Source organism: Flavobacterium cheniae (assembly GCF_004363695.1).
GTDB classification, from domain to species: domain Bacteria; phylum Bacteroidota; class Bacteroidia; order Flavobacteriales; family Flavobacteriaceae; genus Flavobacterium; species Flavobacterium cheniae.
Map to the genome: position 1 here is coordinate 265,931 of NZ_SNZC01000003.1, position 22,870 is coordinate 288,800.

Consider the following 22,870-nt stretch of genomic DNA (forward strand, 5'->3'; position numbering starts at 1 on the left):
TTAGGTTGATAAAGAATTGTTAATTAACAACAAACAAAATGAATATCTCACTATTTTTGATAAAAAAGCAGATGAGATATTTTCGTTTAATAGCGTTTTCGGTTTTCTTTTTGAGTTTTTCTGTGAAAGCTCAAGACTTGATTACGTTTCAAAACTTTGACGAATTGAATGCTTATATTCAAAATAATTCGGATAAACCTTTGGTAGTTAACTTTTGGGCCACTTGGTGTGCGCCATGTGTGAAAGAATTACCATATTTTCAAAAATTACATCAAGAAAATCCAAATATAAAAGTTGTAACCGTAAGTTTAGATTTCGATAAACAAGTAGAAAGTAAATTGAAACCATTTTTGAAAAAGAAGAATTATTCGTTCGTGACGACATACATGGCGGATAAAAAATTCAACAATTGGATTTCAAAAGTCGATGAAAATTGGTCAGGTTCTATTCCGGCTACTTGGATTATAAATGGAAATAAAGGTGTTTTTGTAGAACAAGAATTTGCCTCGTTTGAAGAATTAAATCAGTTTGTAAATGAATCACTAACTAAAATAAATTAATTACTATGAAAAGAATTGGATTTTTTGCCCTACTAATGGGTGTTTTGATGAGTTTTACTAATCCTACAGGTTATAAAGTAGGAGATAAGGCTACCGATTTCAAATTAAAATCGGTTGATAATAAAATGTACAGCATGGCGGATTATAAAGATGCGAAAGGATTTATCGTGGTGTTTACTTGTAATCATTGTCCGTTTGCTGTTAAGTATGAAGACAGAATTATTGATTTAGCTAAGAAATACAAATCGAAAGGTTATATTTTGTTAGCGATTAATCCAAATGATCCAGCGGCGCAGCCTGACGATAGTTTTGAATTAATGCAAAAGAGAGCGAAAGAAAAGAAATTTACATTCCCATATTTGTTTGATGAAGGTCAGAAAATTTATCCACAATATGGGGCTACGAAAACACCTCACGTATTTTTATTAGATAAGAATTTAGTAGTTAAATATATTGGTGCTATCGATGATAATGTAGAAGATGCTTCTCAAGTGAAAGAAAAATATTTAGAAAATGCAATTGCTGCTTTAGAAAAAGGCGAGGAGCCAACACCAAATACTACAAAAGCAATTGGTTGTTCTATTAAAGTGAAAAAATAAATTTTAGTTATATTATTAGAAAGAGTGAAATGTAATGTTTCACTCTTTTTTTTTAGAATTAACGTATCCAAGTTTTTCGAATTCCAATTAGAACAAAAATCAACAAAGAGTAAATGATAAAGAATGGAGCGATGAATTCAATCCATCCTAAAGGTAACATGAACGCAATTATTAATAATTGAAAACCCAATCCGTAAAGCGAAAGAGAAGTCATGAACCAATTAGGAAATGTTTTTACTTTATAAGCATCAGCATCTAAGAAGTGAATAATTTTATCGAATATGCTGTAAACTAAGGTGTAGATTCCAAATAAAATATTAACTGCTTGTTGTGTTTCACCAGGTAAAGCTTTTGGGGTTTTGTATTCGAAAATTTTACTCGTTGCATCGCCTCCAACTGATTTATTTCTCAAAATTACATAGTAATAATTGTAAAGTGTTCCTTGCAATTGAATACCAATAAAAGCCAATAATGCGACCCAAATAGAAGTTTTAGAAACATAACAAATTGACATCAAAAAAAGAAAATTTAAGATAATATCAAATACACTATCTAAATATCTTCCCACGTAAGAAGGTGTTTTTTTTAATCGGGCTAGTTCTCCATCAGCGGCATCAATTCCCGATTTTAAGATGATGAAAAAAGCAGCAGCTAAATAGTGTTGGTTTAAAATACAATAAATTGCAAGTAAGCCAGAAATTCCAAATAAAAGTGTTACATGAATAGGTGTAAATCGTGTTTCTTTTAATTGAAGAGCGAAAAATCTTCCGAAAGATCTTCCGTAGTCAGATAAATCTAAAAATTTATCCGAAGTATTTAATTTTGACATTTAAAGTTAATAACAAAGAACTGTGACAATATAGTCGGTAACCTTATTTTGTGAATCTATGCAATGTAAAAGTCATGGCGGTTAATAAAAAGAAAGCCATAATTTGATGTGCTAATCCTAACCAAAGTGGCACATGGAATAACAATGTGAAAATTCCTAAAATGAATTGGATAAACACAAAAACTAACAACGTTTTAACTCCGTTATCTTGGGTTTTATCTAATACAAATTTTCTACTTTTTATGAATAAGAAAATAATCATTCCAACAACTAAATAAGCAAATGTTCGGTGAATGAATTGCACGCCACTTTTTCCTTCAGTAAAGGCTAAAAGTAAATTCGATTGTTCTAATTGAATACTTTCATGGAAAAATTGTCCATCGCTCATTAAAGGCCAATGATTGTGAATTAATCCTGCATTTAATCCTGCAACAAAACCTCCGTAAATAATTTGAATGATTAGAATTACCAAAGCAATACGAGCAATTTTTCGTAATTCTAAAACTGGTAATTTTCTCTCTGGATAAATTAAATCTAAAGCCACCCAAAGCGTGTAAGCAAACGTAATAAAAGCAAATGTCAAGTGAATCGCTAATCTAAAATGACTCACATCGGGCATGTCTTTTAAACCGCTAGCTACCATGAACCAACCCAAGAATCCTTGAAAAGCACCCATTCCCAAAAGAATAAAACATTTTTTGATGGTTTCCTTATCTAATTGTTTTTTGATTAGGAAATAAACGAACGGAATAATGAAAACCACTCCAATAATACGACCAATAAAACGGTGGAACCATTCCCAAAAGAAGATGAATTTGTAGTCGTCTAATTGAAAATCTTTGTATTGATTTACTTTTTGATATTCAGGAAATTTCTTGTATTCTTCAAAGGCTTCCACCCATTTTTCTTCCGACATAGGAGGGAAGGTGTCGTTGATTAAATGCCAATCGGTCATGGATAAACCTGAGTTGGTTAGACGCGTAATTCCACCAACAGTTACCATGATAAATAACAAAACACATCCCGAAAGTAGCCAGTAAATAACCGATTTATTTGTTTTCATTTTTTTGATATTCAAAAAGCACTTCAAATTTACTCAATGATCATCTGAAAAGCGCTTTAACAAATTATAAATTTTATACTTTTTTTAATCCCAATTTTGAAGCTTTGTTTAAAACAAATTCCTTTGCAGGTTCATATTCATTTGGGATTTCTCCTTCTAAAATAGCTTCTTTAACCGCTTCTTTTAGAATTCCAATTTCTCTACAAGGTTTTAAACCAAATAGTTCCATGATTTCTTCGCCCGAAATAGGTGGTTGAAACACACGAACTCGGTCTTTTTCCTCTACTTCTACAATTTTTTCTTTAACAATGTCGAAGTTCTTATGGTATTTCTGAAATTTCTTTGGATTTTTTGTGGTGATATCCGCCTTACATAAAGTCATTAAACTATCAATATCTTCACCTGCATCAAAAACCAAACGTCGAACAGCACTATCAGTAACAATATCTTCCGCAATTACGATTGGGCGCGAACTCATCATCACCATTTTTTGCACGAATTTCATCTTGTGATTCAAAGGCATGTGCAAACGTTCAAATATTTTTTTGACCATTTTTCCGCCTAAAAATTCATGTCCGTGAAACGTCCAACCTTGTTTTTTGTTGAATCTTTTGGTTGGAGCTTTTCCAATATCGTGTAATAAAGCCGACCAGCGTAACCAAACATCATCAGTATTCGGGCAAATATTATCGACAACCTCTAGCGTGTGGTAAAAATTGTTTTTGTGTGTGTGACCTTCTACTTCTTCTACATTATTCAAAGCCGTTAGTTCAGGTAAAAAAATATCTAACAAACCGGTTTGATACAAGTGTAAAAATCCAATCGAAGGTTTTTCAGAAGCTAAAATTTTATGCAATTCATCAACAATTCGTTCGCCTGAAATAATATTGATTCTATCTTTGTTTTTAGAAATTGCTTCCAAAGATTCAGATTCAATTTCAAAATTCAATTGTGTTGCAAAACGAATCGCACGCATCATTCGCAACGGATCGTCGGAATAGGTAATATCTGGATTTAAAGGCGTTTTGATGATTTTGTTTTTCAAATCTTCCACACCATTAAAAGGATCAACTAAATCGCCAAAGTTTTCAGAATTCAATGAAAAAGCTAATGCATTTATCGTAAAATCTCTTCGTTCTTGGTCGTCTTTTAAAGTTCCATTTTCCACTAAAGGATTTCGGCTGTCATGAGTATATGATTCTTTTCGAGCTCCAACAAATTCCACGTCAATATCATCATAACGTAACATAGCTGTTCCGTAGTTTTTAAAAACTTGCACTTTTGGATGAAATGAAATTAGCTGAGAAACCTTTAATGCTAATTCAATTCCGCTACCAACGGCAACGATATCGATGTCTTTTTTATGGTCTCTGTTGAGTAATATATCACGAACAAAACCACCAATCACATAGCATTCCAAGTTAAGTTCTTGTGCGGCCTGTGAAATGATTTTGAAGATGTTATGTTCTAAATGTTGTTTGTAATTCATGCTTTAATTTGAAAATTTGAAAATTAGTTAATTTGAAAATTGGGATATTTTTCAAATCTTCAAATCTTCAAATCATTATTTTCTAATCACTTTTACCTGACTATCTAAACCTAATTTAATAATCGTAGAAGGATTTTTGCAAACTTTATCGTGGTGCAAATTTACTACATAGTCCACACCTTTTATAATTTCGGGACTAATTTCTTTAAAAGTTTTTGGAGTAAACATACCCGATATATTTGCAGAGGTAGAAACCAATGGTTTTTTCATTCGTTCCATTAGTTTGAAGCAGAAAGGTTCGGTTACCATTCGAACACCTAATGTATTGTCTTCAGCTATAATGTTTTTGGCGACATTTCGAGGATTGTCTAAGATTAAAGTGGTTGGTTTTTCGGATAAATCTAAAATTTGCCAAGCTACTTCTGGAATTTCTTTGAAAACGTTGTACATCATGCGTTCTCCATTTAGTAGAACAATCATGCTTTTAGTTTCTTCGCGTTGTTTTAAAGCATAGATTTTTTTTACGGCGTCTTCATTTGTAGCATCGCAACCAATTCCCCAAACAGTATCTGTTGGGTACAAGATGATGCCTCCGTTTTTTATTACTTCGAAAGCGTTGTGTACTTCTTCTGATATATTCATTAGTAAATCTTTAATTTTTTATAAAATCGATTACTGTTTTTTTGATTTTTTCTTTTACTGTGATGAAATCTTCTTTGTTTGTGAAAGATGATTTTAAATTAAATTTCTCGTCATTTTTTAATAAATCACAAGATAATTTAGTTCCGTTTGTATGAATAATGTGGAAAAATTCTTTAATTCCGTTTAATCTACAAGAACTTATGTTGTGGTCGTTAGGAATATCAATGTACAATGTAGGAGTTCCTAAAGATAAACTTGGTAAAGCACAATGAATTCTAGATGTAACTACATATTTTGCCGAAGCATATTTTCTTAATAATTCTTCACCATAAGCAAATATTTCGTAATCATTATTGAATTTATTGGCTGGCATGTAATGTTTAATATAAATAGCATTTTTTAAAACTTCATCATCAAATATTTGTGAAAATGAACGGTAAAAATCAATGGTTTTTTTCCAACTTTTTTTATTGTTTGATCTAATATATCTAGATCGAATTGTACTTATTGTATTAAATTTTGTTACTAACAAAAAAAGTCGAGTTAATTGACCTGACAAACCTCTAGATCTTTTATATCTTGGGTCAACAAAGTAAATGTTATCGTTTTTTTCGTTAGAACTATATTTTTCAGATAATGTCAAAGTAAGGCAACCTGTGTAGTAACATTTTACTCCTAAACTTTCTAAAAATTCAAGTGTAAAGTAATCTCTGCAACCAACAGGTTCGTTTTTTTTATAAAAATTGACAACTTCTTCTTTTCTAAAATGTGAATGAACAGAAGTATTGATATGATGCGAAACCAATAAAGGCATTATTTTTTCTGAAGGCGGAAAATTTTCTCCGTTCATTAAAAACCAACCATTCATAATTAGTTTCACTTGTTCTCCTTCGTATTCATTTAAAGCTTCTCTACTTATTAAAATAGGGTCTTGATTGCTTAAAAATTGTTTAGCAGCTAAACTTTGAATGTAGTCACCAATGTTTAATCCGTTATCTGTAAAGTCATATTTTAATAAAGCTTCTTTCATGCTAAAGTGATTTGTTTTTTCTTATTGAAAATAGTAAAATATTTTAAGTTATACTATTTTATAATACTTGTTGTTTATTTTATTAAATGAGTTTTGAAAAATGAATTTATATACTTTAAAAAGTAATTTTAAAATAAAATTTCTACTACTGTAAAAGTCTAATAGTAAAATTGATTTTTCATTTTTATGATTTATAATGTAATTAAAGATAAAAATTTTTTTTTCGATTTTCTTATTTAGTTTAATAACCTTTCTCTCTACTATTGTTTTGTTAAGGCAAGTTTTTATTTTTTCAAATGTTTCTTTTTTGTGAAGATTAGCGCCTCGATTAATTAATTCCAACATTTGAATTTTTAAAAAAATGATATATACTCCAATCAAATCTTTTGTTTTATTGTTATTACATTTTAGATAGTACTTTTCATAAATTTGTTCAATTATGGTTAAGTAATCAAAAATGTTCTTTTGTTTAATATTTTTTGTAATTGCGTTGTCATTATTCACGTTATAATAGTAAGTTGTTTTTTCTGAACAAAAAAAAGTACTAGCTAATGACATAGTTTCAAAATACCATAACACATCTTCGTGTAATATTCCATTGTAAAAAAGTAAATTATGATTTTTTAAAAAATCAAAACGATACAAGCGATTTTGCGCAATACAAGTTGTGCTTTTTTCAATCATGTATTCAATAAAACTAGCTTCAACATTATGGAGTAATTCATTTTTTGGCCATTCATTTGAAAGGAAGTCAACTGGTTTAAATTCTTGACCATATGTGCATAAAGTTTGACCAATAACAATATCGATATTTTTATTTGATTCAATAACATGAAATAAATCAGATAAAGCATTATCGGGTAAACTATCATCAGAATCTAAAAAAAAGAGATATTCTCCCTTTGCGAGATTAATTCCGTAATTTCTAGTACTTGATAATCCCTTATTTTCCTGAGAAACAAAATGAAACCTATCATCATCAATTATTTCATCATTAATAATTTGTTTACTGTTATCTTTGCTGCCATCATCAATAATTATACATTCCCATTCGGTAAAGGTTTGATTTTTTATTGAGTTTATCGTGTTTTTTATGAATAATTCTCCATTAAAACAAGGGACAATAATCGAAATAGAAGGCCTCATAAAATGCTCTATTTATTTAAACAAATATATTATTATTTTTAGATATTAAATAGTTATATTAAGAACTGTAATTAACAATTAATATATTACTTTTATTTTTAAAATAATGCAAAACTTATTTAATGAATTTTAGTTTAAAATAAGTAATAATCTAATGAAAATACTTTATTTCTATCCCGAAAATCCAGCCGCTTCTATTCAAGGAAATAATGCCAGAGCATTTGCTTTACTTCAATATTTCAAAAGTAAGAATCATAAAATTGATTATGTAGGAATTGCTTCAAAATCATTTTCTGAAGTTGATTTAGAATCAATTAAAAATGCTGATTTGATAGAAAATGGCTTTCTTTTGAGAGAAGACAAACCTATTTCTAAAACTTTATCTTACTTATTTACCTATGCAATTCCAAATAAATTAAAAGGAAGAATTAGAGATTTTGATAGAACTAGATTTGGTCATAAAGAACAGTTTTTAAAAATTTTGAAAGACTACCAATATGATTACATTATTATTTCGTATGCTTATTGGGCTGAATTAATTAAAGAAAATAAATATTTAAAGAATGCTAAGTTAATAATTGATACTCATGATTTTTTGACTTCACAGTTTCAAAATCAAAAGCGATTTAATTTGGGTAAGTATTTTAATAAAGAAATTGAATTGTTGAATTTATTTCAAAAAGTTTGGGTCATTTCTTCAGATGAAAATTATGTGTTTTCGCAATTTGTTTCAAGTGAAGTAATCACAATTCCTCATGCTTTGCAAGCTAAATTTCAATTGAATAGCGCTAAAAAATATGATTTGGTTTATGTTGCTAGTAGTAATGAGCATAATGTGAAATCAGTAAAATGGTTTTTTGAAGAAGTTTATCCTAAATTAAATCATAATCTGTCCATTTGCGTTGTTGGAAAGATAAATGATCATATTCCAGAACTTCCAAATGTGACTAAAATGCATTTTGTTGAAGATTTAAATCGAGTTTATAGTGAATCAAGAGTAGCAATTTGTCCAATGTTATCTGGTTCTGGACTTAAAATAAAGGTTGTTGAAGCACTTTCTTTTGGTTTGCCTGTTGTTTGTAATCCAAGAGGAATTGATGGATTAATAAATAAAACTAACAATGGTTGTTTAGTAACCGAAGACGCTACAACTTTTTCAAAATATATTGAACAACTACTAACGGATAAAAGCTTTTACCAGCAACAACAAACGTTGTCTGAAAATTTCTTTGTCAATTATTTATCAGTAGAATCGGTTTATTTAGAGTTAGATAAGGTTTTTAAATAGATTGAATTACATTTCGCAAATGTTCTTTTGAAAATGGTTTTAAACTATCCTCACTGGCATTGCTTAATTTTTGCCAAAGTTCTTCATTTTGATAAAGTTCAATAATTTTAGCAGCAAATTCACTAGAATCATTTGTTATGATCGCATGATGATTATTTGTTAAATTCATTCCTTCTGCGCCAATGTCTGTTGTGATAACGGGTAAATAATATTCAAATGCTTGACCAATTTTGCCTTTAACTCCGGCACCATATCGCAAAGGAGCCACCATTAATTTACTATTTAAAAAATAAGATGCTACATTTGGAACATATCCTAAAAATTCAAACATAGGATGCGAAATTCCTTTGATTTCTTCAGCAACATCTCCAATAATTTGCACTTTTATGTCCTTATTAGTTTTCCAAACTTTAGGCATAACTTCATTGTAAAGAAAGTAAATAGCATCAATATTTGGGGTATGTTTTGAACCAATAAATAAAATATTTTGTCTTTGGTTAAAAGTTGGAATTTCAGCTTTGCTAACTTTTGGATAATGAATATTTGAAATAGTAATTACTTTTTCTGGTGATACATATTTACTAATTAACTCTTTTTCTTTCTCAGAAATTGCAACAACAATTGAGGCTTTCTTGATTAATTTAGTTTCAATTTTTTTGTATTTGAAATACCTTTTATAATCCGAAATTTTAAATGGATTTAATAATAGTGATCTTTTATATCTTAAAAAATGAACATCTACCATATCATAGATGATTTTTGATTTAGGTGAATGCTGAGAAACAAAATTCAGGTTTTTTTTAAATGAATTCGGACCATTAAACCAAACAAAGCCAACATCTTTTAAAGTTTGAATTTTCTCAATTTCTGAAACATTTAAAATTGTAACACCAATCTCGGAGAAATATTTCCAATATTTACTACTTGAATTGTTTTCATTAGTAAGAAAATAGCATTCAAAATTAGCATTAAGAAACTCTTCAATAATCTCTTTTAATCGATTTGCTCCTGAATCTTTATCGTATGTAGGAAGACTGTTACTAACAAAAACAATACTTTTTTTCATTTTACTTTTCTTTATTTTTTTAGAAGAGAATGATTCAGTTGACCACCTTTTACTAAAACCTTGAAAATCTCCCAATATTCAGGTTTGAAAAAACTTCGTATAAAATATTTTACTATGAAAAACAATAAAATTAATTTATGAGCCCACCAACCATAATGTTTTCTGATTACATAAAGTGTTGAAAGTTTTAATTCGGTCTTTATAGCAATCGATTTTTTTGTACTAGCGCCGTGGAAATGTATAAATTTAGCTTCCGGAATTAAATAAGCATATTTGTTGATTTTTAACATTCTTTTGCAAATATCTGTTTCTTCTTGGTATAAGAAAATTTTAGTATCAAATCCTCCAATTTTATCAAAATCTTCTTTTCTAAATACCATGAAACTTCCGCTAACAAATTGCCCTCTTTTTGGTTTAGAATAGATTTGTTTTCTTTTAGGATATCTTTTTGGGTTTATGAATTCTAGAAAATCTCTTCCAAATAGTTCCTTATTCGGAGATGTAAAATGATCAATTGTAGGTAAAAAATCGCCATTTTCTTTAAATGATTGTGGACTACAAACCCCATAACTAGGATTTGATTCCATTGCATCAATTAAAATAGAAAAACAATCGTTTTGAAGAATAGTATCATTATTAACAAAGGCTAAAAATTTTCCTTTAGCTTCAGATGATCCCACTGTATTTCCACCTCCAAAACCACTATTTATTGGGTTTTTAATTAACTTTAAGCGATTGTATTTTTTTATTTGCTCTTCTAAGTTTTGGAGATCTGTAATTTCAGAACAATTATCAACAAGAATTATTTCATAATTAATGGAATCAGAAATAGTATTTACAATACTCTCTATACAATTTATAGTATATTTACTCGTATTGTAGTTAATTATTATTATTGATAAATCCATTCGTTGTTTACTATCGTAAGTTAAATAAAATGCAATTTTTTTATTTTAATTTTTAATTTATATAATTTTACAAAATCAATCAATCAAAATAAAAAATCAAATTCAATGAAAATATTACATATATCTGGAGCAAAAGGATGGGGCGGCAATGAGCAACAGATGATGTATATTTTACCCGAATTAGCAAAAAATGAAGTTGAAAATTTAGTTTTTGGTATTGAAGATTCGGTATTAGAAAGTCAATGTGCTAAAAAATCAATCTCGTTTATTGGAGTCAAAGATAGAAAATTAAATAAACCAAGAAACTTTTCTTTATTAAAGAATGTAATTCATGATTTTCGTCCTGATATAATCCATTTACATACAAGTGATTCCTTAACATTTTACGTAATTGCAAAAATTTTATTTGGTATTAAACCCAAAACGGTTTTTTCTAAAAAAGGGATGGGAACAAGTAGTAGCTTCTTGAGTAATTTAAAATATAATTTTAAAGGACTATCTTCAATTATTTGTGTTTCTAATTCGGTAAAAAGGGATTTAGGTAAAATCTTAAACGAAAAAGCAAAAAGCAAAACTGTAGTAGTTCACGATTGTGTTTCTTTAGAAATATTGAATCTGAAATCAGTTTTAGATTTAAAAGAAACATATAAAATTGATTCAGAGCTTAAGGTTGTTGGCAATATCGCCAATCATTCCAATGCAAAAGATTTACCAACGTTCATAAATGTTGTTGACGAAGTGGTTAATAATCTTAACCGAAAAGATATTAAGTTTATCCAAATAGGTGAATTCACAAAAAATACGCCTGAATTGAAACAACTAGTCAAAGATAAAGGATTGGAAGATGCAATAATCTTCACAGATAAAATCGAAAATGCTTCTTCATTAGTACCACAATTTGACGCTTTTTTGATGACTTCACAAAGGGAAGGTGGCCCAACATCTGTTTTAGAAGCCATGCTACTAGGAACACCCGTAGTTTCAACTCAAGTTGGAGTGGTTCCAGATGTTATTCAAGACGGAAAAAATGGTTTTATTGCTCCAGTGAAAGATTTCAAGCAATTGGCTGCTAAAGTTTTAACTCTTTTAGATAATGAAAGCTTAAAATCTGAGTTTGTTGTAAAAAGTAAAGCAATCATTCAAAATGATTTCAATGCTGAAAATATTGCTAAGCAAACCAAAGAGGAATACCTTAGAGTGATGAAATTATAAATACTGATTTACACCTTTTTCAACAAAAGTTATCTTTTTCTCTCTTACTTCATCTTCAATAGCATTGTTTAAATGAATGTGACTTTTGTCTTGTTCTTTATGGTAGATATGATAAGCAATTCCAACATTTTTTAATCGTTTCCCTTGAATTCCGATATTGTGAATGCGTTGAATTAACTCAGAATCATCAACTCCCCAACCTACTAAACCTTCATTAAAACCATTTACTTTAATGAAATCTTCTTTCCAAAACGACATGTTACAACCTCTAAGTTTAGAAGAACGTTTGTCGTGAAGTTTAGCAGAATTCATAAAAAATGGAATTCGTAATGTTCTTCCACGTTTTTTAATTCCTTTGGAAAAGAAATGAAACGAAGTAGTTTTGTTCTTGAAAATACTTTCTAAAATCGATTTTTGAATATTAACTCGTGAACCAAATAAATAAACTCCTTTTTCAGCATAAGTTAAATGATCTTTTACAAAATCAGGATGCATAATGATATCGCCATCAATTTCTACGATGTATTCGTATTTAGCTTGTGCAATGGCTTTATTCATGATTTTTGGCTTTTGATTGCCATTATCTTCATGCCAAACGTGAATTAACGGAATAGGAAATGATTTTTGAAAACGTTCAATCAACAAACGAGTTTCCTCTTTTGAACCATCATCAGCAACAATTACTTCATTGGGTAAAACTGTTTGTTTAGTAATGCTTAAAAGCAATAGTTCAAGCGCTTCGGGCCAGTTATAAGTTGGTGTAACTAAGGAACATTTTGGTAATTCTTTCATATTCGTTTGCTAAAATCATGTAAAAATATTCAATAAATTGGAATTATAACCAACAATAGCTACTTTTGAATAAAAAAAACATGCTAGCGCAGTATCATCCTAACTTCTCAAAATATAAAACTCAAATCGAAAATTGCATTACCCATTTTGCATCATCTGGAAAAGATTTTGTTATTGGAAAACGAAATGCAATTAAACTTTTTGAATTGGGAAATGAAGTGATTAGCATCAAATCGTTCAAGAAACCTAACATCATTAATAAAATTGCTTATCGCTATTTTAGAAAATCAAAAGCGCGTCGTTCTTTCGAGTTTGCTTCTAAATTGATGGAAATGCAAATTGGTACGCCACAACCAGTAGCTTTTTTTGAAAATTATGATTTTATCGGATTAAAAGAAAGTTACTACGCATGCGAACATTTAGAGGATGTATTTGAATTTAGAGAAATTGTTCAAAATGAAGCTTTTGAAAATAGAGATTTTATCATTCGAAAGTTTACCCAATTTACCTTTGAAATGCATCAAAAAGGCATTGAGTTTTTAGATCATTCACCAGGAAATACCTTAATTCGTAAAAATACTGACGGAAGTTATTCCTTTTTTCTAGTGGATTTGAACCGAATGAAATTTCATGAAACTATCGATTTTCAAACCCGAATGAAGAATTTATCGAAAATCACACACAAGAAAGACATGATTGCAGTGATGAGTAATGAATACGCAAAACTTTCAAACGGTGACGAAACTACTATTTTTGAAACCATGTGGGGATTAACGGCCGATTTTCAATATCGCTTTCACCGAAAAAAAAGAATCAAAAAGAAATTAAAGTTCTGGAAAAAGTAGTATTTTTCACTTTTAATTCTTTGCATGAAATTATCGGTAATTATCACCACTTACAATTCGGAAGAATGGCTTCAAAAAGTGCTTGTTGGATACAGCGTCCAAACTGAGCCAGACTTTGAGGTTGTTATTGCCGATGATGGTTCTACCGAAAAAACAAAAACAATAATTGAATATTTTCAAAGCCAATTTAAGTTTCCAATTGTTCATGTTTGGCAAGAAGATAATGGTTTTCAGAAATGTAAAATCTTAAATAAAGCTATCTTAAAAACCAATTCCGATTATTTACTTTTTACCGATGGCGATTGTATTCCACGAAAAGATTTTGTTGCCCAACATTTAAAGCACCAAGAAGAAGGCTATTTTCTTTCAGGAGGCTATTTTAAATTACCAAGGGAAACGTCTCTGAAAATTTCATTAGAAAATATCCAAAAGCAAGATTGTTTTTCTATTTCTTGGTTGATAAAAAATGGAGTTTCTAAGACTTTTAAATTATCAAAACTGACCAAGATTTCACTTTTTGCGGCTTTCATGAATTGGTTAACACCTACAAAACGAACTTTTAACGGTCACAATACATCTTGCTTTAAGAAAGATTTAATTGCGGTGAATGGTTTTAACGAAGAAATGCAATACGGTGGTTTGGATAGAGAAGTTGGCGAACGTTTGTTCAACTTCGGAATTTTATCCAAGCAAATTCGTTACAGTGCTGTTTGTTTGCATTTAGACCACAAAAGAGGTTACGCAACGCCAGAAACTTGGGAGAAAAACAATACCATTCGTAATTTCAATAAAAAACACAATGTGACTTTTATTGAAAATGGTTTGTCAAAATATATCAGCGAATAATCTCAAAAAAATCTTTCAATTTCTCTTTAATTAAGGCAATCGGATATTCTTCAAAATATTTGAATGTATTTTCTTTGATGTATTTCTCGTCAACTTCGGTATAAATTTCTGGTTTCAAATCTTTTAAATGGATTGAGATGTTTTTCTCATCTTCAAAAATTTGCCATGTTTCTTTATCTACACTTGGTGAAAACAGCGAAAACGTAGGAATAAATAGTGCTTTTGCCATATTTACACTTCCGCCTTCGTTGCCAATTAAAGCATCACATTGCGACATTAAACCTAAAAACGAACGTAAATCATTGGCATACAAATCAAAATAAATGCGTTGTTGTGTTTCGGGTTGACACAAATCGAAGATTTTTTGAGCGTCTTCTTTTTGTTTCGGAATATAGTTGAAAAGTAAATTCGCATCAGTTGTTTGAACTGTAAAATCTAACAATTCCGCCATTTTTTCAAACGGATAGGTTTTGTACCATTCGCTACCTAAAATCCCAATCATAAAAGTGGGCTTGTCTGTTTTTAATGGGAATTTTGATAGTATTTCCTTTGCTTGATTAATTTCCGAATCCGTTAAAAAAACTTTCGGTTTATAATCGGTAATTTCTTCCTCAATAAGTGGTTTTAGTAAACGTAAACGATTTATAATTGCCAATCCAATATCCGATTTAGTTCCGTTTTTTAAGCGTTCAATATTATAGTTGTAAAAAATATTGGAGTAGCCTTTCTTATATGAAATTTTATATTTTGCGCCAGAAAATAGTGTGATTAAATTGGTTTCCAACTTACTGTAAGCATCAATTACCGCATCATATTTGGTACTTCTAATTTTGAAAATAAATTGAAAAAGTGAAAGATAGTTTTTTCGCACTTTTTCTTCCAAAACAATAATATTGTCAATATTTGGATTGTTTTTTAGTACATCAACACAATTGGCGTAGCACATGTAGTCCACTTGCGCATTCGGATATTTTTGCTTCAAATTATTGGATAAAATAGTTGAGGTAAGTACGTCTCCAATTCGCTTTTGTTGTATGACTAAAATTTTCATTTTTGATAAATTATTTGGCTAAAATACACTGATTTTGAAACTTTGCCAACAAAATAATTTGATTACTTTTGTGAAAATTCAATTTTTATGGCAATTAGCGGTTTAGTCATTACTTATAATGAAGAAAAAAATATTGGAAAATGCATCGATGCTTTGTTTGAAGTGTGCGATGAAGTAATCATTGTTGATTCGTTAAGTGTTGATAATACAGTGAAAATTGCCGAAGAAAAAGGAGCAAAAGTTGTTTCTCAAAAGTTTCTTGGCGATGGACCACAACGCACGCACGGATTGCCATTTTGCAAAAACGATTGGATTTTAAATTTAGATGCAGACGAATTTTTAGATAAAGATTCCAAAGAATTTATCTTAAAAGGAAAGTATTTAGAAGGAAATTACGATGCTTTTTCGTTTCGAGTTAAAAACTTTTTAGCTGATGAATTGATTGATTTTTCAGGTTGGTATCCCGATCATAAAGTGCGTTTTTTTAATAAGAAAACAGCGAAACCTTCAGAAGCTAAAGTGCATCAAAAAATAGAAACAACTAACGAGAAAAAGGTAGCCGTTCACATTTTACACTACGGCTGGGAATCTTTTGAGCAAATTATCGCAAAGAAAAACCAATATTCTACTTGGCATGCGCAACAACTTTTTGACCAGGGAAAAAGAGTAGGAGCAATGAAGCCTGTAATTAATGGTTTAACCGCTTTTGTAAGATGTTATTTCTTCAAAAAAGGAATTTTCAATGGAATTGACGGCATCACAATAGCCTTAATTCAAGGGTTTTTCTCGCACATGAAATACGCCAAACTGCTGAAATTACAACGCCAAGAAAAATTATTGAAGCGTTAATTTATTTCCAATCATTCGCTCGTTAAACGATTGAATATAGGCTTTTATAAACGTTTCCATTTCGGTTGCTTTTGCTTTTTCGGTTTTGATTACATTGGTTTTTAGCAATTCATCTTTCTTGAAATTATACAATCCTAACGTTTTTTTTCCATCGAAAGCCAAGTAATAATCGCCCGAAACATAATGGTAAATATTATCTAAATAATACACCACAAAATCTTTTTCAGATTTGTACGATTTTCCGTAGGTAATCATTTTACTATCAATATTCAAATAATCAATTATCGAAGGCATGATGTCAATTTGTTGTAAATTCTTCTGATTTTTCCCAACGATAGAAGGATTTGAAGGATCAAAAAATAATATTGGCACTCTAAATTTTCCAACATTAGTTTTAAATTTTTTCTCTGTTGGTTCTGATGAAGTGTGGTCTGAAGTTATTACGAATAGCGTGTTTTTATACCAATCTTCTTTAGAAGCCGTTTCAAAAAAGCGTTTCAAAGCATAATCAGAATAAGCAATACTTTCATGAATTTTAGTAGTTCCTTTTGGAAATTTACCTTTGTGTTTTTCTGGAATAATGTATGGATTATGAGACGAAATTGTGAAAATCGTACTAAAAAATGGTTGTTTGAATTCGGTCATCTTCTCTGAAAAATATTGCATAAATTCTTCATCAAAAATGCCCCATCTTCCATCAAAAGCTTCTGGACCAACGTATTCATTCTTCCCAAAATAATTATCAAAACCAGCTACTTTACAATATTGGTCAAAATTCTGACTTCCGTTGAAAGCACCATGAAAAAACGCAGTTTGATAACCATTATCTTTTAAAATTTTTGGTAAACCATACACTTCATTAATCGAATAACTTGACGTAATTAGTGAATTATTCATCAAACTCGGAATACTCGAAAGTGTTGAAGGAACAGCATCAATAGAAAGTTTTCCATTAGCAAAACCGTTTTCAAAGAATAACGATTTTTCAATCAAATCATCTAAAAAAGGCGTTTGTCCACGCTGAATATTTTCTCGTCCGAAACTTTCTAAAATAATAATTACCACATTTTTTTTGTTCGGATTTTCAGTTGAAGAGATTTCAGTTATTGGATTGAAAATTTGATTTAATTCTGTTTCTGAAAAGTATTTTGGTGATTCTAACGTTTCTTTTTTACCAATAGTTTTGATGATGCAAAACGGAGTATTCAGCACAATTGCCGACTGATTTATCGAACCATAATTTACAGCATCAACAATACGTAACGGTTTTTTCTGGAAACCACCACGACCTAATAAGAAAACAAATCCCATTAAAAGAATAAATATTCCGGATTGTTTTGCAATTTGAGACCAGTTTGCACTTTGTTCACTTGCTGATTTTAGATTAGCAATTATTTTCCAAAAGCCAAAACCCAAAAGAATTGCTAATAACGGCAAATGCCAAAACTCAACTAAAAAAGAAAAAATTAATCCGCCAATTTCATTTTCCATTCCGCTTGCTGTAATCATGCCAAAAGTACTTCTTCTGCCGGTGAATTTGTAATATTCGAAATCAACAAAATTGGTTAAAATGAAGATGAAATTCACAATGAAGAAACCAATTTTCAAATACTTTTGATAGTTGGGTTTGTATTTAAAATTACCTGGAATAAAGTGCAAAAGTGCAAAAACTAAGTTGATGTACGCTATTGCCGATAAATCGAAATGAATTCCACCCAAAAAACCTTTAGCAGAAATGTTTTCAAAGGCATTTCGATTGAAAAAGTAAAACAACAAACGACAAATTTGATATATAAAAAGAACAATAAAAAAGCGCTTGAAAAATAGTTTTACACTGCTAAAATAGTTTGACATAGAAAGGTAATTTTCAGCAAATTTAACCATTCATATAAAATTTACAATTTATTTACTTGTAATTTACTTTTAGAGGAAAATAAAAATTCCAATTCACAACAATTTTGTCATGAATTGGAATTCACTTTGTATTTTAATTTTGATTATACCGCTACGTTGTATTCTCTCAATGCATCATTCAAAGAAGTCTTCAAATCGGTTGAAGGTTTTCTTTGCCCAATGATAATTGCACAAGGTACTTGATAATCGCCAGCTGGGAATTTCTTCGTATAACTTCCTGGAATTACTACTGAACGAGCCGGAACAACTCCTTTGTATTCAATAGGTTCATCTCCTGTTACGTCAATAATTTTAGTAGAACCAGTCAAACACACATTCGCACCTAAAACCGCTTCTTTTCCTACGTGAACACCTTCTACCACAATACATCTTGAGCCGATGAAAGCACCATCTTCAATAATTACTGGAGCGGCTTGTAATGGTTCTAAAACACCACCAATTCCAACACCACCAGAAAGGTGAACATGTTTTCCAATTTGCGCACAACTTCCTACGGTTGCCCATGTATCTACCATCGTGCCTTCATCTACATAAGCACCGATGTTTACATAACTTGGCATTAAAATTACACCACTAGAAATATAAGCACCATATCTTGCTACTGCATTTGGAACTACACGAATTCCTTTTTCTGCATAATTACGTTTCAACAACATTTTATCGTGATATTCAAAAATACCCGATTCCCAAGTTTCCATTTTTTGAATAGGGAAGTACATCACTACTGCTTTTTTAACCCATTCGTTTACTTGCCAGCCATTTTCAACTGGTTCAGCAACACGAAGTTTTCCGCTATCTAATAATTCGATAACTTCTCTAATGGCTTTTTGCGTAGTTTCTTCTTGTAATAAAGCACGATTTTCCCATGCTTGTTCTATTGTAGCTTGTAAATTGGTCATGATTGTAAAAATTTGTGATGCAAAGATAACATTTTATGAATTTTGGAATTCTTTTTGATGTAAGAAATAAGTCGTAAATTTACATTAATCACAAAAAATAGAAACGTTATGAAAAAAAGTCTATTTCTATCAGCCCTAATTGCTCTAAGTTCTATCTCTTGTAAAGAAGAAATAAAAGATGACTCAGAGTTTCCATTATTGGATTCTACCGAAGTGGTAACAGATGGTCATAATGCCATGAATGCTCTAGATTATCATGGTGTTTATTATGGTGTTTTGCCTTGTGCTGATTGCGAAGGTATCGAAACAACAATCACGTTAACTGCTGATAGCTACACTAAAGAAGTGGTATATCAAGGAAAATCAAAAGAAATAATAACCGAAAAAGGAACTTTCACTTGGAATGAAGCTGGTAATACCATCACACTTTCTGGTTCTCAAGCTCCAAATCAATATTTTGTAGGTGAAAACGATTTGTTTCATTTAGATGTAGATGGAGACAGAATTGAAGGAAAAATGGCTTCTAAATACAGATTACAAAAGTTAGATACCACTACTTTGTCAAAAGATAGTAAAGTTTCGGAAGCTATGGCTACGGGTAATGAAGCAAGAAAAATAGTAGATGCAAAAGTTGAACTTAAAAAGTCAAAATGGCGTTTAGTAAAAATGAATGGAAATGTAGTGAAGAAAGATTCAAATATTGAAAAAGAATATGGAATTACGTTTAATCCAGACGGAAGATTCTCAGCTTTTGCAGGTTGTAATAATATGATGGGAAGCTATAAATTAAAAGAAGATGTAAGTCGTATTGAATTCTCAAAAGTGGCCTCAACCATGATGGCTTGTGAAGATATGATTACCGAACAAGAATTAGCTAAAGTTTTAGAAATGGCTGATAATTATAATTTTGATGGCAAAACGCTAAAATTAAACAAAGCTAGAATGGCAACTTTAGCCGAATTTGAAATTATTAAGTAAATTGAACTTATATTTGCTAAAAATTAGTCAATAAATGCGAATTTTAGCAATAGATTACGGAATAAAAAGAACAGGCATTGCCGTTACTGATGAAATGCAGATGATAGCTTTTGGGCTAACCACAGTAGCTTCAGAAACGGCAATTGCTTTTTTAAAAGACTATTTTTCTAAAGAAAAAGTAGAACGTGTCATTGTTGGCGAACCCAAACAAATGGACGGAACACCATCACAAAGTGCTGAAATTATCAATGCGTTTGTGACTAAATTTCAAGAAGCTTTTCCTGAAATGTCTGTTGAACGTGTCGATGAACGATTTACTTCCAAAATGGCATTTCAAACGATGATTGATAGTGGCTTAAATAAAAAACAACGCCAAAATAAAGCCTTGGTTGACGAAATTGCCGCAACAATTATACTTCAAGATTATTTGCGTTATAAAAAATAGTACTTTTGCACTCGAAATTTAGAATTCAGAAGTTAGAAATTAGAAAATACAGATTATGATTTTACCAATATACGGATACGGAGAACCAGTTTTACGCAAAGTTTGTGAGGACATTACACCAGAATATCCGAATCTTAAAGAAACAATTGCTAATATGTATGACACTATGTGTCATGCACACGGCGTTGGTTTGGCTGCTCCACAAGTTGGGTTACCTATTCGTCTGTTTATTGTAGATACCGAACCTTTTAGTGATAGTGATGATGTTTCTAAAGAAGAAGCGGCTTTAATGAAAGAGTTTAAAAAGACGTTCATTAATGCTAAAATCATTAAAGAAGAAGGTGATATTTGGGGTTTCAACGAGGGTTGTTTGAGTATTCCAGATGTGCGTGAAGATGTTTTTCGTCATGATACGATTACAATTGAATATTTTGATGAAGATTTCAATAAGAAGACAGAAGTATATGATGGTTTAATTGCGCGTGTTATTCAACATGAGTACGATCACATCGAAGGAATTTTATTTACCGATCACTTGTCGATGCTGAAAAAGAAGCTAATTGGGAAGAAATTGCAAAACATCATGGATGGTAAAGCAAGACCCGATTATAAAATGAAGTACGTAAACAAAAAAGGACGTTAAAATTTTTGCATTTTTAAATAAAGATTAGATATTTGCCAACCTTAATAAGTAAGAAACATGAGCATTCAAAAAATATTAGCTATTTCTGGGAAACCAGGTTTATATGAATTAAAAATTCAAACACGTACAGGATTTGTAGCCGAGTCTTTATTAGACGGAAAAAAGATAACTGTTGGAATGAGAGCTAACGTAAGTTTGTTATCAGAAATTGCAGTGTACACATATTCAGAAGAAGTGCGTTTAGCAGAAGTTTTCAAAGCAATTGCTATGAAAGAAAACGACGGTTTAGCAATGTCTCATAAAGAAGATGATGCAAAATTAAAATCATACTTCAGAGAAATTTTACCAGAATTTGACGAAGACAGAGTGTATACGTCTGACATCAAGAAAATCTTAAACTGGTACAATTTGTTACAACCTAAAGGTTTCGTTTCATTAGAAGCATTATCTAAAGAAGTTAAAGAAGAAGAAACTCCAGCTGCTGAATAAGTAGTTGAAAACTATATTTTAAAATCCTGCGTTTTCCACGTGGGATTTTTTATTTTTACGATATTATTTCTATCAATATTGTACAGACAAGCCAATGGCTTGTCTCAACAGCCAAGATTAAAAGGCAAATAAGTACAGACAAGTCATTGACTTGTCTCAATATAAAATTTTACGAATAATGAACACACGCCAACAACAACTACAAGCTTTCAATCGCCTTTTAGATATTATGGACGATTTACGCGAAAAATGTCCGTGGGATAAAAAGCAAACGCTTGAAAGTTTACGTCATTTGACGATTGAAGAAACTTACGAATTAGGCGATGCAATCTTAGACAACGATTTGCAAGAAATCAAAAAAGAGTTGGGCGATGTATTGTTACACATTGTTTTTTATGCAAAAATTGGCAGCGAAACCAATGATTTTGATATCGCTGATGTAGCGAATTCCATTTGTGATAAATTAATCGATCGTCATCCGCATATTTACGGCGATGTGGTAGTGGCTGACGAAGAAGAAGTAAAGCAAAATTGGGAAAAACTAAAACTGAAAGAAGGCAAAAAATCAGTATTAGAAGGTGTGCCAAAAAGTTTACCGGCGTTAGTAAAAGCAAGTCGCATTCAAGATAAGGTAAAAGGTGTTGGATTTGATTGGGAAGAACCGCATCAAGTTTGGGACAAAGTGCAAGAAGAACTAAACGAACTCCAAGTTGAAGTACAAGCTGGCAATCAAGATAAAATAGAAGCCGAATTTGGCGATGTTTTGTTCTCCATGATAAATTATGCCAGATTCTTAAAAGTAAATCCAGAAGACGCCTTAGAACGCACCAATAAAAAATTCATTAAACGTTTTCAATATTTAGAAAGCAAAGCCACCGAATTAGGCAAACCTTTAATGGATATGACGCTAGCCGAAATGGATGTTTTTTGGGAAGAAGCGAAGAAGCTTTAATTGACAATTAATAATTAACAATTCATAATTCACATGTACTACGCAGTAATTTTTACCTCTACCAGAACCGAAGTAGAAGCAGGTTATGCCGAAATGGCAATAAAAATGGTGGAACTAGCCAAAGCACAACCTGGATATATAGGCATGGAAAGCGCACGAAGCGAAATTGGAATTACCGTTTCGTATTGGGAAAGCTTGGAAGCCATAAAAAACTGGAAAGCCAATATGGAACATTTTGAAGCGCAAGAAAAAGGTAGAACTACTTGGTACAAAAATTACAAAGTAAGAATTGCTAAAGTGGAGAGGGAATATGAGTTTTAAGTAATTTTAACGTT

At 30.7% G+C, this 22,870-nt stretch carries 25 protein-coding genes; 13 read left to right on the forward strand and 12 right to left on the reverse strand.

Features of this window, described 5'->3' with window-relative positions; genetic code table 11:
- The first annotated feature begins 71 nt into the window (after nucleotides 1–71).
- Complete coding sequence (locus tag C8D80_RS10045) at nucleotides 72–560, forward strand: TlpA family protein disulfide reductase (RefSeq protein WP_158633781.1); 489 nt, start codon at nucleotides 72–74, stop codon at nucleotides 558–560.
- 5 nt (nucleotides 561–565) lie between these two features.
- The gene (locus tag C8D80_RS10050; RefSeq protein WP_133609949.1) at nucleotides 566–1,159 is read left to right on the forward strand and encodes a thioredoxin family protein; all 594 of its coding nucleotides are present in this window, start codon (nucleotides 566–568) and stop codon (nucleotides 1,157–1,159) included.
- Nucleotides 1,160–1,217: 58 nt separating this feature from the next.
- Here C8D80_RS10050 and C8D80_RS10055 read toward each other — a convergent pair whose 3' ends face one another.
- The 6 genes from C8D80_RS10055 to C8D80_RS10080 form a co-directional block, all read right to left on the reverse strand.
- Complete coding sequence (locus C8D80_RS10055) at nucleotides 1,218–1,988, reverse strand: CDP-alcohol phosphatidyltransferase family protein (RefSeq protein ID WP_133609951.1); 771 nt, start codon at nucleotides 1,986–1,988, stop codon at nucleotides 1,218–1,220.
- Nucleotides 1,989–2,031: 43 nt separating this feature from the next.
- Nucleotides 2,032–3,051 (reverse strand): COX15/CtaA family protein, encoded by a 1,020-nt coding sequence (locus tag C8D80_RS10060; protein WP_133609953.1) that lies wholly within the window; start codon nucleotides 3,049–3,051, stop codon nucleotides 2,032–2,034.
- 73 nt (nucleotides 3,052–3,124) lie between these two features.
- Entirely contained in the window at nucleotides 3,125–4,540 is a 1,416-nt protein-coding gene (locus C8D80_RS10065) for a CCA tRNA nucleotidyltransferase (RefSeq protein WP_133609955.1), read from the reverse strand.
- A gap of 75 nt (nucleotides 4,541–4,615) precedes the next feature.
- A complete protein-coding gene (locus C8D80_RS10070) occupies nucleotides 4,616–5,182 on the reverse strand; it encodes an L-threonylcarbamoyladenylate synthase (RefSeq protein WP_133609957.1) in 567 nt (188 codons plus the stop codon).
- A gap of 10 nt (nucleotides 5,183–5,192) precedes the next feature.
- Complete coding sequence (locus C8D80_RS10075) at nucleotides 5,193–6,212, reverse strand: polysaccharide pyruvyl transferase family protein (RefSeq protein ID WP_133609959.1); 1,020 nt, start codon at nucleotides 6,210–6,212, stop codon at nucleotides 5,193–5,195.
- Nucleotides 6,213–6,260: 48 nt separating this feature from the next.
- A complete protein-coding gene (locus C8D80_RS10080; protein ID WP_133609961.1) occupies nucleotides 6,261–7,358 on the reverse strand; it encodes a glycosyltransferase family 2 protein in 1,098 nt (365 codons plus the stop codon).
- A gap of 154 nt (nucleotides 7,359–7,512) precedes the next feature.
- Between C8D80_RS10080 and C8D80_RS10085 the strand changes: the two genes are divergently transcribed.
- Nucleotides 7,513–8,646: a glycosyltransferase gene (locus tag C8D80_RS10085; RefSeq protein ID WP_133609963.1), complete on the forward strand. Its 1,134-nt coding sequence runs from the start codon at nucleotides 7,513–7,515 to the stop codon at nucleotides 8,644–8,646.
- Here C8D80_RS10085 and C8D80_RS10090 read toward each other — a convergent pair.
- Together C8D80_RS10090 and C8D80_RS10095 are read right to left on the reverse strand one after the other, a co-directional pair.
- On the reverse strand, nucleotides 8,639–9,712 hold the full coding sequence (locus tag C8D80_RS10090) for a glycosyltransferase (RefSeq protein WP_133609965.1): 1,074 nt from the start codon (nucleotides 9,710–9,712) through the stop codon (nucleotides 8,639–8,641). The two genes, C8D80_RS10085 and C8D80_RS10090, sit on opposite strands and share 8 nt — an antisense overlap.
- A gap of 11 nt (nucleotides 9,713–9,723) precedes the next feature.
- Nucleotides 9,724–10,620, reverse strand: coding sequence for a glycosyltransferase family 2 protein (locus C8D80_RS10095; RefSeq protein ID WP_133609967.1), 897 nt, complete (start codon nucleotides 10,618–10,620; stop codon nucleotides 9,724–9,726).
- Between the two features lie 105 nt (nucleotides 10,621–10,725).
- Here C8D80_RS10095 and C8D80_RS10100 point away from each other — a divergent pair, with 105 nt between their 5' ends.
- On the forward strand, nucleotides 10,726–11,832 hold the full coding sequence (locus tag C8D80_RS10100) for a glycosyltransferase family 4 protein (RefSeq protein ID WP_133609969.1): 1,107 nt from the start codon (nucleotides 10,726–10,728) through the stop codon (nucleotides 11,830–11,832).
- Here the strand turns inward: C8D80_RS10100 and C8D80_RS10105 are convergent.
- Nucleotides 11,827–12,624: a glycosyltransferase family 2 protein gene (locus C8D80_RS10105; RefSeq protein WP_133609971.1), complete on the reverse strand. Its 798-nt coding sequence runs from the start codon at nucleotides 12,622–12,624 to the stop codon at nucleotides 11,827–11,829. The two genes, C8D80_RS10100 and C8D80_RS10105, sit on opposite strands and share 6 nt — an antisense overlap.
- An 80-nt stretch (nucleotides 12,625–12,704) precedes the next feature.
- Here C8D80_RS10105 and C8D80_RS10110 point away from each other — a divergent pair, with 80 nt between their 5' ends.
- Together C8D80_RS10110 and C8D80_RS10115 are read left to right on the forward strand one after the other, a co-directional pair.
- On the forward strand, nucleotides 12,705–13,469 hold the full coding sequence (locus tag C8D80_RS10110; protein ID WP_133609973.1) for a lipopolysaccharide kinase InaA family protein: 765 nt from the start codon (nucleotides 12,705–12,707) through the stop codon (nucleotides 13,467–13,469).
- A gap of 24 nt (nucleotides 13,470–13,493) precedes the next feature.
- Entirely contained in the window at nucleotides 13,494–14,315 is an 822-nt protein-coding gene (locus C8D80_RS10115) for a glycosyltransferase family 2 protein (protein WP_133609974.1), read from the forward strand.
- Here the strand turns inward: C8D80_RS10115 and C8D80_RS10120 are convergent.
- Complete coding sequence (locus C8D80_RS10120; protein WP_133609975.1) at nucleotides 14,305–15,366, reverse strand: glycosyltransferase family 9 protein; 1,062 nt, start codon at nucleotides 15,364–15,366, stop codon at nucleotides 14,305–14,307. The genes C8D80_RS10115 and C8D80_RS10120 overlap by 11 nt on opposite strands.
- A gap of 87 nt (nucleotides 15,367–15,453) precedes the next feature.
- On the opposite strand from C8D80_RS10120, the gene C8D80_RS10125 reads away from it, so the two are divergent.
- Entirely contained in the window at nucleotides 15,454–16,215 is a 762-nt protein-coding gene (locus C8D80_RS10125; protein ID WP_133609976.1) for a glycosyltransferase family 2 protein, read from the forward strand.
- Here C8D80_RS10125 and C8D80_RS10130 read toward each other — a convergent pair.
- Together C8D80_RS10130 and C8D80_RS10135 are read right to left on the reverse strand one after the other, a co-directional pair.
- On the reverse strand, nucleotides 16,201–18,069 hold the full coding sequence (locus tag C8D80_RS10130) for an LTA synthase family protein (protein ID WP_133609977.1): 1,869 nt from the start codon (nucleotides 18,067–18,069) through the stop codon (nucleotides 16,201–16,203). The genes C8D80_RS10125 and C8D80_RS10130 overlap by 15 nt on opposite strands.
- A 143-nt stretch (nucleotides 18,070–18,212) precedes the next feature.
- Nucleotides 18,213–19,028 carry a 2,3,4,5-tetrahydropyridine-2,6-dicarboxylate N-succinyltransferase gene (locus C8D80_RS10135; RefSeq protein ID WP_133609979.1) on the reverse strand — a complete coding sequence of 272 codons (816 nt, stop codon included), beginning with the start codon at nucleotides 19,026–19,028 and terminating at the stop codon, nucleotides 18,213–18,215.
- Between the two features lie 108 nt (nucleotides 19,029–19,136).
- On the opposite strand from C8D80_RS10135, the gene C8D80_RS12775 reads away from it, so the two are divergent.
- The 6 genes from C8D80_RS12775 (at nucleotide 19,137) to C8D80_RS10165 (ending at nucleotide 22,856) form a co-directional block, all read left to right on the forward strand.
- Complete coding sequence (locus C8D80_RS12775; RefSeq protein WP_144728173.1) at nucleotides 19,137–20,006, forward strand: copper resistance protein NlpE N-terminal domain-containing protein; 870 nt, start codon at nucleotides 19,137–19,139, stop codon at nucleotides 20,004–20,006.
- Between the two features lie 34 nt (nucleotides 20,007–20,040).
- On the forward strand, nucleotides 20,041–20,451 hold the full coding sequence (ruvX, locus tag C8D80_RS10145; protein ID WP_133609981.1) for a Holliday junction resolvase RuvX: 411 nt from the start codon (nucleotides 20,041–20,043) through the stop codon (nucleotides 20,449–20,451).
- 55 nt (nucleotides 20,452–20,506) lie between these two features.
- Complete coding sequence (gene def, locus C8D80_RS10150; protein ID WP_133609983.1) at nucleotides 20,507–21,094, forward strand: peptide deformylase; 588 nt, start codon at nucleotides 20,507–20,509, stop codon at nucleotides 21,092–21,094.
- Between the two features lie 57 nt (nucleotides 21,095–21,151).
- Entirely contained in the window at nucleotides 21,152–21,583 is a 432-nt protein-coding gene (locus tag C8D80_RS10155; RefSeq protein ID WP_133609986.1) for a DUF5606 family protein, read from the forward strand.
- A gap of 178 nt (nucleotides 21,584–21,761) precedes the next feature.
- A complete protein-coding gene (gene mazG, locus C8D80_RS10160; RefSeq protein WP_133609988.1) occupies nucleotides 21,762–22,535 on the forward strand; it encodes a nucleoside triphosphate pyrophosphohydrolase in 774 nt (257 codons plus the stop codon).
- Between the two features lie 33 nt (nucleotides 22,536–22,568).
- Complete coding sequence (locus C8D80_RS10165; RefSeq protein WP_133609990.1) at nucleotides 22,569–22,856, forward strand: antibiotic biosynthesis monooxygenase family protein; 288 nt, start codon at nucleotides 22,569–22,571, stop codon at nucleotides 22,854–22,856.
- Nucleotides 22,857–22,870: the final 14 nt, after the last annotated feature.